The organism is Actinomadura kijaniata NBRC 14229 (assembly GCF_001552175.1).
In the GTDB taxonomy this organism is placed as follows: Bacteria; Actinomycetota; Actinomycetes; order Streptosporangiales; family Streptosporangiaceae; genus Spirillospora; species Spirillospora kijaniata.
In genome coordinates this window covers 13,905-28,701 of the sequence record NZ_BCQR01000070.1, presented here as the reverse complement: position 1 = coordinate 28,701, position 14,797 = coordinate 13,905, and the positions used below count along the sequence as shown (strand labels likewise).

The following is a 14,797-nucleotide window of genomic DNA, read 5'->3' as shown; positions in this document are numbered from 1 at the left end:
AGGGGGCGACCCCGCGAACGGTCCGCGCGTTCCGCCACCGGTCGCGTCGGCGACCGCTCCCCGCGGTGCGACGCTGCGTAATCACGGAGGCCGTCATCGAAACGGTAACGGCCCGGCCAAGGGAAGGCAGTCCAGTTTGCGTGTGGCAGAACTCGTGAGGCGGACGGCACGGGGCACGGGACGGTTCCTGACGGCGCACGGCCTGTTCCTCGCCGCGCTGGCCGGGGCGGTGGCGCTGCGCTGGATCGCGATCCTCGGCTTCCCGTGGATCTTCTGGTTCGGGGACTCGCGGACCTACCTGAACGCGGCGATCCAGTTCGCCCCCGACGACCTGCGGCCGAGCGGGTACTCGGTGTTCCTGTGGGCACTGCGGCCGTTCGAGAGCTGGACCGTGGTGCTGGCGGTCCAGCACGCGCTGGGCGCGCTCACCGGCGTCATGGTCTACGCGATCGTGTGGCGGGGGCTGCGGACCGGCCGGCCGCGCTGGCGGCCCTGGGCTCCCGGCCTGGTGGCCACGCTGGTGACGCTGCCGGTGCTCTACGACGCCTACCAGATCCAGCTCGAACACATGCTCATGTCGGACGGGCTGTTCACGTTCCTGCTGACGGCGGGCGTGACGCTGGTGCTGTGGCGGCGGCGGACGAGCTGGTGGGCGGCCGCGCCGGCGGGGCTCGCGCTGGGCGCGGCGGCGATGGTCCGCTCGGTCGGCCTGCCGCTGATCGCCGTGGTGCTGTTCTGCATGCTGCTGCGCCGCGCGGGCTGGCGGGCGCTGGTGTCGGTGGTCGCCGGGGTCGCCGTTCCGCTGCTGCTCTACCTGCACTGGTTCCACGGGACCTGGGGGGTCCACACCTTCACCAAGAGCGACCAGATCTGGATGTACGGCCGCGTCGTCGACTTCGCCCGCTGCGACGTGATCAAGCCGAGGCCCGAGCTGGAGGTGTTCTGCATGGACCGCGTGCCGCCCCGGCCCCGGGTCCCCGCCCGGGCCTACCAGGCGATGTGGACCAGCGACACGCCGTTCCGCCACTTCCCCGAGGACAAGCGCAGCGTCCGCGCCAACGAGCTCGCCGGGGAGTTCGTCAAGGAGGCCATCGCCAAGCAGCCCGGCGACTACCTGAACGTGGTGGTCCGCGACACGCTGCGCGCGTTCGAGTGGAAGCGCGAGGACTACCCGACCCCCTGGACGGTGGCCCAGTACGACTTCCCGGTCGGCGCGTCCCAGTCGGACATGCAGCGGCTCTACCTCGACTGGTACACCAACGGCAGGCCGGTCATCCACCGCGTCGTGGAGCCGCAGGGCGCCTGGATGCGCGACTACCAGCACACCTTCTACCTGCGGGGCCCGTTCCTCGGGGTCTACATGCTGGTGGGCCTGGCGGGCGTGCTGCTGCGCGTCCGGCGGCTGGGCGGCCCGGTCCTGCTGCCGTGGGGCATCGCCCTGGCCCTGCTGGTGGTCCCGGCGGCCACGGCGGACTTCGACTACCGCTACCTGCTGCCGTGCATCCCGTTCGCGGTGCTGGCGGCGGGCCTCACGCTGGCCCGCGAGCCCCGCACGGTCGCGCACGCGCCCGCCCGGTCGGGGCCCGAGGCCGCGGGGGAGCCCGAGGCCGCCGACGAGCCGGAGACCTCCGAGGGGGTCGAGGCCGTCGGAGAGCCCGAGCACGAGGGCCAGCGCGCCTGAGACGGCGCCCGAGAACGCGGAACGCCCCCGGCCACCGGCCGGGGGCGTTCCCGTGTCTCAGGGGGTCACGCGCTGTGCGAGTAGTGGACCTGCTCGGGCAGCTCCGCGCGCAGCGCCTCGACCTTCCCCTCCAGCTTCGCCAGGCTGCGGCTGTAGTCGCGCGTGGAGAGCCAGAACTTGTAGATGATGACCAGCTCGAACGCCAGCAGCCCCGCGCCCGCCACGACCGTCGTCGGGATGATCGCGCCGGGGACGGCCGCCGCCAGCACCGGGGCGACGACGAACACCCCCATCTGGAACTCGATACCGCTGAACAGGTGCGGCCGGATGCGGGTGCGGGCCAGGAACGGGCGGATCCGCGCGTACCAGGGGAACTTCTCGTGGAAGCCCTGCTGGAGCACCTGGTGGGTGGGCTGCTCGCCCAGGACCCGGTCCTCCATGTCGGCCTCCGGATCGCTGCGCAGCGCGTTCTCGGCGGCCCGCAGCTCCTCGCTGACGGCGGTGACGTCCTCGCCCCGGAGCCGGCGGGCGGCCAGCTCCAGCTCGTGGGCCTCCAGCCGGGTCGCGTTCAGCTTGGCCCGCATCTGGGCGCGGACCTTGTAGGTCTCCAGCGCGTCCATGTAGCGGAGCATGTCCAGGAACACCACGGCCACGGCGGTCCACACGTAGGCCACGTTGTCGGTGATCAGGTACTGCCCGGCCATCAGCGCGATCGCGCAGAGCAGCACGCGGATCCGGTCGAAGATGTAGTCCAGCCATGCGCCGAAGACCGAGCCGTTGCCCTTCAGCCGGGCGATCTTGCCGTCCATGCAGTCGAGCGTGAACGACAGGTGGTACAGCAGCGCGCCGAGCAGGAGGTAGGGCCAGGTCCCGACGAGGAAGCAGGCACCCGCCCCGAGGCCGAGGATCAGCGCGCCGACGGTGAGCTGGTTGGGGGTGATGTTGGTCCGGTTGGCCGTGACCTTGACCAGCCGGGCGGCGAGCGGGTCGACCAGCAGTACCGTCCACCATGCGTCACGCGCTTTGTACGTTCGTTGCCGAACGTCGTCCAGCGTGAAGTTCGCCATGGGGAACTGTCCTTTCCTCTTGCGATGAGACCTTCCCGCGCTGCGGGGGGTGATACCGGCCGAAGACGGTCGCGGGGGCCTCCGTGATGGTAGCGACCCCCGGAGGTTGGTTACCCTCTGTTGCTTTTTTGTCACATATCGGGGTGACGGCCCGGGAGCGGACCTGCCGCGCGGGCGGAGCCGACGTCCCACGCACAGTATTTCGCGTGGAACGACCGGTATGCGGCGTGACCGGGCAAGATCACGGGATTGAGACCTGGCGGCGCGCCGGGCCCCGCGGAGAGGGTCAGCTCTTCGCGCCGCCGCGCGCGGGCGGGCGCAGCCTGGTGAACGCCCAGGTCATCTTGGGCTCCAGCGCCCAGCTCATCGCCTTCTTGACCGGCGGGGAGCACAGGAACGTGCCGACCACGACCGCCCCGACGATGATCACGATCGTGCCCGGCGTGGTGGCCATCCAGTCGAGCTTCCACCAGCCGAAGAACGACAGCGCCCGCGTGACGAACCCGTGCAGCAGGTAGGCGTACAGGGTGTTGGCGCCCAGCGCGGTGAACCAGGTGCGGCGGCGCGGCACCACGGCCAGGAACGCGAACACCAGCACCGTCGCGCAGACCATCATGCCCATCCGCATCGCGGTGCCGGTGACGTTGTCGACGCCCAGGTCCTCGTGCGGCGACCGCCAGTAGATCCACTCCTTGGCCATGTGGTTCATGGCCAGGTAGGCGGCGGCCAGGCCGCCCGCCAGGATCCCGAACCCGATCCACCGCGACGACGGCCGCTTGACGACCTCGAAGTGCTCGGGCCGCAGCAGCAGGCCCAGCACGTAGAACGGCAGCAGCCCGATCACCCGGTGGATGTTGAAGGTGCCGCCGAGGTCGCTCATGTACGACAGCAGCGAGAACGCCACCGCCACCGCCAGCGGCCAGCGGATCTGCTGCCACACCGGGGTGGACAGCCGCCACATGAACAGCGCGCACAGGAACCAGGTCAGGTAGTACGGCTTCAGCAGGCTGATCTCAAGGGTGTTGCGGCCGACCAGCCAGTCGTAGGTGGAGTAGGCGGTCTCGAACACCACGTACGGCACGCCGACCGTGGTGATCAGCCGCCGGGCCTTGCTGCCGGAGAACGTCCAGTTCCGCGAGAGGTAGCCGGTGACCACGATGAACAGCGGCATGTGGAACATGTAGATGTACAGGTACAGCCCCTTGGCGAGCGGCACCTTCATCAGTCCGGCGATGGCGTGGCCGACCACCACCAGGATGATCGCCAGGAACTTGGCGTTGTCGAAGAACGGGTCGCGCTCCCTGCGCCGGGGCGCGGGCGCCGCCTCCCGCCCACCCGTCCCGGCGGCCGGGTCGGGGGGCGTCGGCGGTGTCTCCGTTGCGGGCCTGAGCGTGTACGTCATGAGGCGGGGGCGACCCTCGGGATAGGGGGACTGCTGGGATCGGGGCCGTGCCGTGCGGGCCACGGCGTCGCGGTCAGGATGTCGCGGGTCAGGGCTTCTTGCAGGGGTCCTCGTTGGCGCGGATCTCGCCCTGCACCTTGGTGGGCAGGCCCACGCTGCGGGCCTTCACGCCCGGCCACCCGCTGCCGACGATCAGCTCCACCACGCCCGCCGTGCCGCCGGAGGCGCGGGCCTGCGGCTGCGGGGTGCCGTTGATCGCCTTGGCGAGGGTCTGGGCGTGCTGGTCGGCGCCGGGGCCGTACAGCACGCGGGTGGCGGTCTGCCGGCCCGTCGCGTTGCCGCCGACCTCGACCTGGAAGCCCTGGGCGCGCAGGTCCTCGGCGACCCGGCCGGCCTGGCCGGAGATGCCGCTGCCGTTGTAGACGCGGACCCGGACCTGGCTGGCGGGGATCTTCGGCGCGCTGCCCTTGGGCTCGGGCGCGGGCACGGTCTTGTCGTTGCGGACGGCCGCGAAGAACGGCTGGGCCGCGGCGGTGAGCGCGACCCGGTTGGGGTCGAGCGGGTCCGGGCCGGACGGGACGGTGACGAAGCGCAGCTTGCCCGAGGACATGCCCTGCATGCCCTGGGCGATCTGCATCATCGTCGAGATCTTGAGCTCGCTGTCGGTGGTCAGCGACTTGGTGACCGCGCTGAGCAGCCCGGTCAGCTTGCCGGGGTCGCTGAGCACGCCCTTGCTGAGCGCCCGGTCGGCCAGCGCGCCCATGAACTTCTGCTGGCGCTTGATGCGGTCGGTGTCGGAGCCGTCGCCGAGGCCGTACCGGTTGCGGACGTAGGCCAGCGCGGTCTCGCCGCTGATGACGTGCCGCCCGGCGGACAGCCGCAGCTTGGACTTGGGGTCGTTGACGCTCTTGGTCAGGCAGACCGGGACGCCGCCGACGGCCTTGGTGATCGTCTTGAAGCCGTTGAAGTCGACCTGCACGAAGTGGTCGATCTTGATCTGGCTGAGCTTCTCGATGGTGGTGACGACGCAGGGCGCGCCGCCGATGGTGAACGCCGAGTTGATCTGCGCCCGGGCCTGCGGGGCCGACCGGCCGCCGTTGGAGGTCTTGCAGGAGGGCATCGGCACCATCAGGTCGCGCGGGAAGCTGATGCCCATCGCCTGGCCGCCGCCGGGCGACAGGTGCAGCAGGATCATGGTGTCGGAGCGGGGCGGGTCGTTCCGCATCTGCCGCCCGTACTTGCCGTTGGCGCCCGCGCGGGTGTCCGACCCGAGCAGCAGGATGTTCAGCGCGCTGTTGAGCTTCTTCGGCCGGTCCTTGCCCAGCGCGGCGTTGAGGTCCTGCTGGTTGATGTTGCCCATCACCTTCCGGTAGTAGCCGTAGAAGGTGAGCGAGGAGGCCACCAGCAGGACCGACAGGCCGATCGACACCCAGCCGAGGATGCGCCAGCCGCGTCGCCGCGCCGGATCCTGGGGAGGATCGGCGTCGTCGACGTACTCCATGTACATCGGGTTGCTGTTCATCGGCTCCGTGGGTGGGGGCTTGGCCCGCTTCCTGGGGGGTCGGGAAACAGAGAGTAGGTCAGGCGAGCCGGTGTACGGACCCGGATGCGTCATTCCATCCGGACAGTCCGGCCACCGCGGTCACATGCTCCAGGGTCACGCGGCGATCTAGGGATGCTTTGTCGAAGTTTCGTTGGATTATGACGGAAGCCCCTGAGGTTAGTGGTGCAAGAAGACCGGCCTGAACCCCGAGGGGTGTGGTGTACGGCATGTCAACCAACACCCTGTCCTGGGCGTCCAGCCCCCATTTCGCCGCGTGTGCGCGGGCTTCGTCGACCAGCTGCGCCCCGGTGAATGTGGCCTTTGTCACAGATAGGGCTGGTGTGTCAGGCGTGACTCCCGGGGGCGGGGTGAACCGGTCGCCGTACGACCGCACCTCCACGGCGTAGTCGGTGATCCCGGCCGGGGCGTCGGCCAGCGGCCCGCCGAGCGCGTGCAGCGACAGCCCGACGACCTCCTCGGCGTCCGGGTCGTCCAGCACGTCCGGCAGCACCTCCTCGGCCGCCGCCAGCAGGTAGGGCTCCCCGGCCGGGCCGGCCCCGACCAGACCGGCCAGGTCGCCGCCCCGGCCGCGCACCTCCGCCGGGTCGAGCGGCCGGGCGACCAGCCCCGCCGACCAGCAGGCCAGCAGCCACACCGCCGTCTGCCAGTGCGGCGGCAGCGCCAGCACCACGCGGGTGCCCGGCTGCGCGCCCAGCCCGTCCACCAGCAGGTTCGCGGTCTTGGCGACCCAGTTGTCGAACGTGCGCGCCGACAGCTCCACCCGCTCGCCGGTCCGGTCGTCGTAGAACGTCACGAACGGCCGGGACGGGTCGGCGGCGACCCTCCGGCGCAGCAGGTCGGCCGGTGACCGGACGTCGCTCACATCGCTCATGGAGCAGAAGGGTATGGCTTGTCCCCGCTCCGGCCCGCCTCCCGGTGGGCGCGGTGGGCGAGCCGCTACGCTCCGCGACGATGGATCCACATTCCGACGGCCCGGGGCGCCCGCGGGCATGACCTGGGGCAGGCTCCTCGCCCGCATGACCGTCGCCCCGGTCCTGCTGTGCACGGCGTGGCTGGCGGTGTCGTCGGCGTTGCTGCTGGCGGGGGCGTTCGGGCCGGGTCCGGCGTTCGCGCTGTTCCTGCCGGCCGCCGCGCTGGCGCTGTGGCGGGGGTGGCGGTACGCGCCCGCGCCGGACGGGGGGCCGCGCGCGCCGTGGTGGTCGCCGGCCGGGGTCGCGCTGGTGACGGCCGGGTTCCTGGCGGCGCAGATCGCCATGCGCTCCGAGCAGGTCATCGTGCGCCGCGACCCGGGGGCCTACGCGCAGATCGCGATCTGGCTCGGCGACCACGGCTCGCTGCCGATCCCGCAGGCGCGCTGGGCGTTCGGCGGCGGCGACCCGGCGCTGGAGTTCGGCGGCCCGGGGTTCGCCCAGGTGGGCGAGGCGGTGGTCCCGACGTTCGCGGCCGGGCTGCCGCTGCTGCTGGCGCTGGGCGGCTGGATCGGCGGCGTGCAGGCGTCGCTGCTGACGGCCCCGCTGCTGGGGGCGGGCGCGGTGCTGACGTTCGGCGGGCTGACGGCGCGGCTGGTCGGGCCCCGGTGGGCTCCGGTGGGGGCGCTGCTGCTGGCGCTGACCGCGCCGATGATCTGGGTGTCGCGGGCCGCGTTCAGCGAACTCCCCGCGCTGGTGCTGCTGCTCGGCGGGCTGTGCCTGCTGCACGACGCCCGGCCGCACGCCAGGGACGGCCGGTACCGGGGCAAGGCGCTGCTGGCCGGGCTGGCGTTCGGGCTGGTCGTGCTGGTGCGGATCGACGGGCTGCGGGACGTGCTGCCGGTCGCGGTGGCCGCCGTGCTGCTGACCGCGCGGCGGCGGCGCGCCGGGCCGATGCTGGCGGCGGGCCTGACCGCGGGCGCGGGCGCCGGGCTGGCCGCGGGGCTGCTGCTGACCCGGCCCCACCCGCGGTACCCGCACGACTCGCCGGTCCCGCTGCTGCTGGGCACGGCGCTGGCGCTGGCCACGGCCGGAGGGCTGGCGTTCCTGCTGCGCGGCCGGCACACCGGGCCGCGGCTGAAGAACCTGACGACCCCGCTGACGCGCGGGTGGCCGCCGAACGCCGCGACGGCCCTCCCCCTGGCGGCGGTTGCGGCGCTGGCGGCCCGGCCGCTGGCGCAGACGGTGCGGTCGGCGTCCGTCGACGGCCCGGCCGAGCGGTTCGTCGCGGAGGTGCAGCGCCTCAACGGCCTGCCCGCCGACCCCGCCCGCCAGTACGCGGAGATCTCGCTGTACTGGGTCATCTGGTACGTCGGGGTGCCGGTGCTGCTGCTGGCGGCCGTCGCGGCGGGCCTGCTGCTGCGGCGGCTGCTGCTCGGCCGCGCGCCCGGCTGGGGCGTCCCCCTCGCGGTGGTGGGATGGGCGACGGCGACGGCGCTGTGGCGGCCCGCCGTCGCGCCCGACCATCCGTGGGCGTCGCGGCGGCTGGCCGACATCGTGATCCCCGGCCTGGTGCTGCTGGCGGTGTGGGGCGCGGCGTGGACGGTGCGGCGGTTCCGGTGCGCCGGATACGGGACGGTGGTCGTCGCGGCGGCGGCGTGGGTCGCGGTGACGACGCTGGCCGCGCCGGTCGCGCTGGCGTCGGCGTGGCTGTGGAACGCGCGCACCGACCAGGGCGAGATCGCCGCCGTGCGCGGACTGTGCGCCCGGCTGGGGCCGGGCCGCTCGGTCGTGGCGCTGGACCGGCCGACCGCCGACCGGTTCCTGCCGGTGGTGCGGTCGATGTGCGGGCTGCCCGCCGCGGCCGTCACCGCCGCCGCCACCCCCGACGACGTGCGCCGCGTCGCCGACCGGGTCTACCGCGCCGGGCGGCGGCCGGTGCTGCTGGCCGCCGACCCGGCGCTCCTGGTGCCCCACGGGCCGGTCGCCCCCGGCCTCGCGCTGCGCACCCGGCAGGACGAGCGCACGCTGCTGGTCCCCCCGGGCGGCACGCTGCCGCTGGAGATCGACGTGTGGCTCACCTCCCCGCCGCGCCGGTGACCCCGCGGACCGGACCGTCCGCGCCGGGCCGCCGGGGCGAGTATTCTCGCCGTGCGTGAGTACCGAGCCCAGCGAATCCGTGCACGTGACGATCGTGCTGCCCTGCTACAACGAGCAGGATCACGTGATCGACGAGGTGGAGCGCATCACCAAGGCGATGGACGCCAGCGGCAAGACCTACGAGCTGCTGGCCATCGACGACCGCTCCACCGACGAGACCCTGGCACGGCTGCGGGAGGCCGAACCGCGCTTCCCGCACCTGAGGGTGATCGCCTTCCAGCACAACAGCGGCTCGGGCACCGTCCGCCGGATCGGCACCCAGCAGGCCCGCGGCGAGATCGTCGTGTGGACCGACGCCGACATGACCTACCCCAACGAGCGCATCCCCGAGCTCGTGGAGATCCTCGACACCGACCCGGCGGTCGACCAGGTCGTGGGGGCCCGCAAGACCGAGGAGGGCACGCACAAGCTCCTGCGGGTGCCCGCCAAGTGGTTCATCCGCAAGGTCGCCGAGCGGCTCACCAACACGCGGATCCCCGACCTGAACTCGGGGCTGCGGGCGTTCCGCCGCCAGGTGTCGCTGCCCTACCTGCGGCTGCTGCCGCCCGGGTTCTCCTGCGTCACCACGATCACCATCGCGTTCCTGTCGAACCAGCACCCGGTCCACTACCTGCCGATCGACTACTACAAGCGGGCCGGCAAGTCGAAGTTCCACTTCTTCAAGGACGCCTACCGCTACATCCTCCAGGTCCTGCGGATGGTGATGTACTTCAACCCGCTCAAGGTCCTGATGCCGCCCGCGCTGTGGCTGATCGTGATCGGCCTGCTCAAGGGCGTGTTCGACATGGTCGTCCACTTCGGCTACTTCGCCAACAACACCATCATGATCTTCGTGACGGGGTTGATCATCGGATCGATGGCCCTGCTGGCGGACCTGATCGTGAGATCCCGGGGAGACGTCTAGTGCGCATCGCGATCGTCGGTCCCGCGTTCCCCTACAAGGGCGGCGGGGCGCAGCACACCACCGAGCTGGCGCACCGGCTGGCCGCCGCCGGGCACACCGTGCGGATCGAGACCTGGCGCGCCCAGTACCCGGGGTTCCTGTACCCGGGCCGGCAGACGATCGAGGAGCCGGAGGGGGAGCCGTTCCCCAACACCGGCCGCGACCTGGACTGGCGGCGCCCCGACGGCTGGTTCCGCGTCGGCCGCGCCCTGCGGTCGGCCGACCTGGTGGTGCTGTCGGTCCTCAGCCCCGTGCAGGTGCCGTCCTACCTGGGCATCCTCTCCGGCATCGGCGGGAAGGCCCGGACGGTCGCGCTGTGCCACAACGTCCTGCCGCACGAACGCAAGCCCTACGACGTCCCCCTGATGAGGAAGCTGCTGGGCCGCGTGGACGGCGTCCTGGTCCACTCCGCCCAGCAGGCGGACCTGGCCCGCGACCTGACCGCCGGGCCGATCCGCACCGCCGAGATGCCCGCCCACCTCCCCAAAGCGGGCAACGTCAGCGTCGCCGCCGACGACACCGTCCACCGGCGCCTGCTCTTCTTCGGCATCGTCCGCCCCTACAAGGGGCTGGACATCCTGCTGCGGGCGCTCGCCAAGGGGCCCGAGGACGTGTCGCTGACCGTCGCGGGCGAGTTCTGGGGCGGGCTGGACGAGACCAGGGCGCTGATCGGCAAGCTGGGCCTGAACGCCCGGGTGGACCTGCGGCCGGGCTACGTCCCCGCCTCGGAGATGCCCGCCCTGTTCGCCAGCGCCGACGCCCTGGTGCTGCCGTACCGGACCGCGACGGCCTCCCAGAACGTCTGGATCGCCCACGAGCACGGCCTCCCGGTGATCGCGACGACCGTCGGCGGCTTCCCCGACCAGGTCCGCGACGGCGTGGACGGCCTGCTGGTCGGCCCCGAGGACGTGAGCTCGCTGGCCGACGCGATCCGCCGCTTCTACGCGCCGGGCGAGCCGGAGCGGCTGCGCTCCCACGTGCGCCCGGTGGACCACGGCCCCCTCTGGGACGCCTACGTGGCCGAGCTGACCTCGTCCTGAGCCGGGGCGGGCGGCCTCGGCCGCCCGCCCAGCAGGACCGCCACCCCCGCGCCCAGCAGGTCGGCGACCGTCAGCAGCACCCGGGACGCCAGCGCCACCACGATCGGGGCCCCGGCGGGCAGCACCGGGCTCAGCACCACGACCATCGCGCCCTCGCGCGCCCCGATCCCGCCGGGCGCGATGAACACCAGGAACCCCGCGACGAACGCCAGCGCGTACGCGCCCGTCGCCACGAACGGCAGGCTCGGCCCGTCCCCGCCGACGGCCATGCACAGCAGCCACAGGTGGACGCCGAACAGCAGCCAGCCGGCCAGCGTCCACACCACCGCGACCAGCGTCGCGCCGAGCCCGACGGGATGCTCCAGCGGGGGCCGCCGCACGATCCGCAGCGCGGTGTCCAGCCCCCACGTCACGATCCTCGGATGGAGGCAGGCCAGCAGCACCGGGGCCAGCGGGAACAGCCACCAGTAGCGCTCCCGCGCGGCGGCGGAGGACAGCGGCAGCGTCACCGCCGCGACCGCCAGCCCGCACGCGGTGGACGTGGCGATCGCCAGCATCGTCGCCGAGAAGCTGCGCGCCCGGGGCACCTGGTGCTCGCGCGCCATCTCGATCTGCGTGACCAGCGCCCACACCTTGCCCGGCACGTACTTGCCCAGCGCCGAGATCGCGGTGATCCGGAACGCGGGCCGCAGCGGCATCGGCGAGCCCAGGCCCACCAGGAACGTCCGCCACCCCAGCATCCACGCGAACAGCCCGGCCGCGCCGAACGCGAACGCCCCCAGCAGCGTCCCCGCCGACATCTGCTCGAACGCCCGCACGGTCGCGTCCCACTGCGAGACCAGGCTCCACGCGCAGAAACCCAGCGCGAGCAGCACCAACAGCACACGGACGGTCCGCACCGCGAGGGCCTTGACGTTCACCGCACCAGGGTAGGTGAACGCGCCCACCTCGCACGCACGGCGCCGTTCCCGCCGTAAAGTGGCGCCGATGAAACTCTCCGATGTGGTCGCCTTCATGGGGCACCAGGTGCATGTCTGCCGGTACCGAGAGGCCGGGACGCTGCTCGACTGGATGGGCCGGGACCTGCGCGGCAAACGCGTCCTGGACGTCGCGGGCGGCGACGGCTACTGGGCGGGTCAGACCGTCAGGCGCGGCGCGTGGGCGGTCTCGATCGACCTGGCCCGCAAGAAGATGGTCTACGGGCGGACCCTGGCGCACCCCCCGGCGCTGATCGAGTGCGACGCGCTGAAGCTGCCGTTCCGGGACGGGTCGTTCGACGCGATCCTGTCGGTCTGCGCGATCGAGCACTTCGACGACGGCGGCAGGTCGCTGGACGAGATGGCCCGGGTGCTCGCGCCCGGCGGCGAGCTGTTCATGTCGGCCGACGTGCTGAGCCGCGCCGACGCCTGGCCGAAGCTGCGCGACGCGCACAAGGCCAAGTACCACGTGCAGCACACCTACACCCACGAGACGCTGGGCAAGCTGCTCGACGAGCGCGGCATGGACCTGGTCCGGTACAGCTACCAGTTCCGGACGGCGGCGGCCGAGCGGCTGTACCTGTCGCTGTCGGCCTACGGGGGCAGGGTGGGCTTCAACGCCGCCGCGCCCCTCACCCCGCTGGTGGCGCTCGCCGACCGCGGGGCACCTAACGACAGGGGCAGCATCGTGCTGCTCCACGCCCGCAAAAGGTCCGCCTAGCCCCGGCGGGGGCGTAGGCTGAAGGCAAAGAGTGATCTACGCCACTCGCTTCCACCGGAAGGGGTGAGCCCCGTGACGGGATCGGTCGGCACCGACCGCCGCCGGACACCTCGGGTTCTGATCGACGCCACCGCCGTCCCGGCCGACCGGGGCGGGCTGGGGCGGTACGTGGAGGGTCTGCTGGGCGCGCTGCACGCGCTCGGCGCGGACCTGGCCGTGGCCTGCCAGCGCGCCGACGAGCAGCACTTCGCCAAGCTCGCCCCGGGCGCGCGGGTGGTGCCGGGCCCGGCGGCGCTCGCGCACCGGGCGTCCCGGCTCGCCTGGGAGCAGACCGGGCTGCCGCAGGTCGCCGAGCGCGTCGCGGCCGACGTCATCCACCTGCCGACCTACACGATCCCGACCCGGCCCGGCCGCCCCACGGTCGTGACGATCCACGACGTGACGCTGTTCACCGAGCCCGAGCGTCACGACCCGCTGCGCACCACCTACGTCAAGTCCGCCACCCGCACGGCCGCGCGCCGCGCGACGCGGCTGATCGCGCCGTCCCGGGCGACGCGCGACGAGCTGGTGCGGGTGCTGGGGGCCGACCCCTCGCACATCGACGTGGCCTACCACGGCGTGGACCACGAGGTCTTCCACCGGCCCTCCGAGGACGAGGTCAAGTCGGTGTCGGACCGGCTCGGCCTGCACGGCTACCCCTACGTGGCGTACCTGGGGGCGCTGGAGCCGCGCAAGAACGTCCCCAACCTGATCCGCGGCTGGGCGCGGGCCTGCGAGCACCTGCCCGAGCCGCCCGCGCTGGTGCTGGCGGGCGGCGGCGGCTGGGACGACGAGGTGGACGCGGCGCTGGCGACCGTTCCGCTGGGGCTGCGGGTGGTGCGGCCCGGCTACCTGCCGTGGGCGGCGCTGCCGGGGTTCTTCGGCGGGGCGCTGGTGGTGGCGCTGCCCAGCCGGTGCGAGGGGTTCGGGCTGCCGGTGCTGGAGGCGATGGCGTGCGGTGCGCCGGTGCTGACGACGCGGCGCGGCCCGCTGCCGGAGGTCGGGGGCGACGCGGTCGCCTACACCGAACCCGATCCGGCGGGCATCGCGGCGGCGCTGGAGTCCCTGGTGGTGGACCCCGACCGCCGCCGGGAACTGGCCACCGCGGCGGTCACGCGGTCGCGGGAGTTCAGCTGGGAGGAGTCGGCGCGGGCGCATCTGCGGTCGTATGAGCGAGCCGTCTCCCAGTACGCCGCTTCCCGGTAGTTTGGTCGCCCATGGAAGCCATCTTGCTGGTCGGGGGCCGGGGGACGCGCCTGCGGCCGTTGACGATCTCGACGCCGAAGCCGCTGCTGCCCACCGCCGGGGCTCCGTTCCTGGCGCACCAGCTCGCGCGGGCGCACGCCGCCGGGGTGACCCGGATCGTGTTCGCGACCTCCTACCGGGCGGAGATGTTCGAGGCGGCGTTCGGCACCTCCGCGCACGGCGTGGAGCTGACCTACGTCAGCGAGCGTGAGCCCCTGGGCACCGGCGGCGCGATCCGCAACGCCGCGCCCGCGCTCACCAGCGGGCCCGACGACCCCGTCCTGATCCTCAACGGCGACATCCTGTCCGGCCACGACGTGCGCGCCCAGGTGGAGCTGCACGAGAAGGCCGGGGCCGCCGCGACGCTGCACCTGACGAAGGTGGAGGACCCCTCCCGGTTCGGGTCGGTGCCGACCGACGGGCAGGGCCGGGTGACGGCGTTCCTGGAGAAGACCAACAACCCCGTCACCGACCAGATCAACGCGGGCTGCTACGTGTTCCGCCGCTCGGCGATCGACACGATCCCCGAGGGCGAGGTCGTGTCGGTGGAGCGCGAGACGTTCCCCGGACTGATCTCCTCCGGGCAGGTCGTCATGGGCTACGTCGAGGCGGGCTACTGGCTGGACGTGGGCACGCCCGAGGCGTTCGTGCAGGGCTCCCGCGATATGGTCCTCGGCCGCATCGCCTCGTCCGCGATGCCGGGCGAGCCGGGCCAGCGGCTGCTGCTGGACGGCGCGGTCGTGTCGCCCCGCGCGGTGGTGCGCGGCGGGACGGTCGTCGGGCGCGGCGCGGAGGTCGAGGGCGGCGCGACCGTGGAGGGCAGCGTGCTCCAGGACGGCGCGTTCGTGGCCGAGGGCGCGACGGTCCGCGACTCGGTGGTCGGGCGCGGCGCGCGGGTCGGCGCGGGCGCGGTGCTGGACGGGGTGATCCTCGGCGACGGCGCGTCCGTCGGCCCCGGCAACGAGCTGCGCAACGGCCTGCGCCTGTGGCCGGGCATCGCGCTGCCGCCGACCGCCGTGCGGTTCTCGGCCGACGACTCCTGAGCACGGG

At 73.0% G+C, this 14,797-nt stretch carries 12 protein-coding genes; 7 read left to right on the top strand and 5 right to left on the bottom strand.

The annotated features are described in order from the left end of the window. Window positions 1–142 precede the first annotated feature (142 nt). Window positions 143–1,681, top strand: coding sequence for a hypothetical protein (locus AKI01S_RS22440; RefSeq protein WP_157420014.1), 1,539 nt, complete (start codon window positions 143–145; stop codon window positions 1,679–1,681). 65 nt (window positions 1,682–1,746) lie between these two features. On the opposite strand, the gene AKI01S_RS22435 is transcribed toward AKI01S_RS22440, so the two are convergent. The 4 genes from AKI01S_RS22435 to AKI01S_RS22420 all read right to left on the bottom strand — a co-directional run bounded on the left by AKI01S_RS22435 (window position 1,747) and on the right by AKI01S_RS22420 (window position 6,585). Further along, the gene (locus AKI01S_RS22435) at window positions 1,747–2,748 is read right to left on the bottom strand and encodes a CDP-alcohol phosphatidyltransferase family protein (RefSeq protein WP_067821290.1); all 1,002 of its coding nucleotides are present in this window, start codon (window positions 2,746–2,748) and stop codon (window positions 1,747–1,749) included. Between the two features lie 286 nt (window positions 2,749–3,034). Further along, a complete protein-coding gene (locus tag AKI01S_RS22430) occupies window positions 3,035–4,150 on the bottom strand; it encodes an acyltransferase family protein (protein ID WP_067821286.1) in 1,116 nt (371 codons plus the stop codon). Window positions 4,151–4,238: 88 nt separating this feature from the next. After that, window positions 4,239–5,672 carry an LCP family protein gene (locus tag AKI01S_RS22425; protein WP_067821283.1) on the bottom strand — a complete coding sequence of 478 codons (1,434 nt, stop codon included), beginning with the start codon at window positions 5,670–5,672 and terminating at the stop codon, window positions 4,239–4,241. Between the two features lie 58 nt (window positions 5,673–5,730). Next, the gene (locus tag AKI01S_RS22420) at window positions 5,731–6,585 is read right to left on the bottom strand and encodes a TIGR03089 family protein (RefSeq protein ID WP_067821280.1); all 855 of its coding nucleotides are present in this window, start codon (window positions 6,583–6,585) and stop codon (window positions 5,731–5,733) included. Window positions 6,586–6,703: 118 nt separating this feature from the next. On the opposite strand from AKI01S_RS22420, the gene AKI01S_RS22415 reads away from it, so the two are divergent. From AKI01S_RS22415 to AKI01S_RS22405, 3 genes are read left to right on the top strand one after another with little or no spacing between them, the layout of a single operon-like run. Continuing rightward, window positions 6,704–8,722: a hypothetical protein gene (locus AKI01S_RS22415; RefSeq protein ID WP_067821277.1), complete on the top strand. Its 2,019-nt coding sequence runs from the start codon at window positions 6,704–6,706 to the stop codon at window positions 8,720–8,722. A 55-nt stretch (window positions 8,723–8,777) separates the two neighbouring features. Then, window positions 8,778–9,686 (top strand): glycosyltransferase family 2 protein, encoded by a 909-nt coding sequence (locus AKI01S_RS22410; protein ID WP_067821273.1) that lies wholly within the window; start codon window positions 8,778–8,780, stop codon window positions 9,684–9,686. Beyond that, window positions 9,686–10,765 (top strand): glycosyltransferase family 4 protein, encoded by a 1,080-nt coding sequence (locus tag AKI01S_RS22405; protein WP_067821270.1) that lies wholly within the window; start codon window positions 9,686–9,688, stop codon window positions 10,763–10,765. The genes AKI01S_RS22410 and AKI01S_RS22405 overlap by 1 nt, the downstream gene beginning before the upstream one ends. On the opposite strand, the gene AKI01S_RS22400 is transcribed toward AKI01S_RS22405, so the two are convergent. Beyond that, window positions 10,738–11,685 carry a lysylphosphatidylglycerol synthase transmembrane domain-containing protein gene (locus AKI01S_RS22400; RefSeq protein ID WP_245681730.1) on the bottom strand — a complete coding sequence of 316 codons (948 nt, stop codon included), beginning with the start codon at window positions 11,683–11,685 and terminating at the stop codon, window positions 10,738–10,740. The two genes, AKI01S_RS22405 and AKI01S_RS22400, sit on opposite strands and share 28 nt — an antisense overlap. A gap of 67 nt (window positions 11,686–11,752) precedes the next feature. Between AKI01S_RS22400 and AKI01S_RS22395 the strand changes: the two genes are divergently transcribed. The 3 genes from AKI01S_RS22395 to manB all read left to right on the top strand — a co-directional run bounded on the left by AKI01S_RS22395 (window position 11,753) and on the right by manB (window position 14,790). Next, window positions 11,753–12,463, top strand: coding sequence for a class I SAM-dependent methyltransferase (locus AKI01S_RS22395; RefSeq protein WP_174567407.1), 711 nt, complete (start codon window positions 11,753–11,755; stop codon window positions 12,461–12,463). A gap of 72 nt (window positions 12,464–12,535) precedes the next feature. Further along, window positions 12,536–13,708 (top strand): glycosyltransferase family 4 protein, encoded by a 1,173-nt coding sequence (locus tag AKI01S_RS22390; RefSeq protein ID WP_067821264.1) that lies wholly within the window; start codon window positions 12,536–12,538, stop codon window positions 13,706–13,708. A gap of 11 nt (window positions 13,709–13,719) precedes the next feature. Further along, complete coding sequence (manB, locus tag AKI01S_RS22385) at window positions 13,720–14,790, top strand: mannose-1-phosphate guanylyltransferase (protein WP_067821261.1); 1,071 nt, start codon at window positions 13,720–13,722, stop codon at window positions 14,788–14,790. Window positions 14,791–14,797 lie beyond the last annotated feature (7 nt).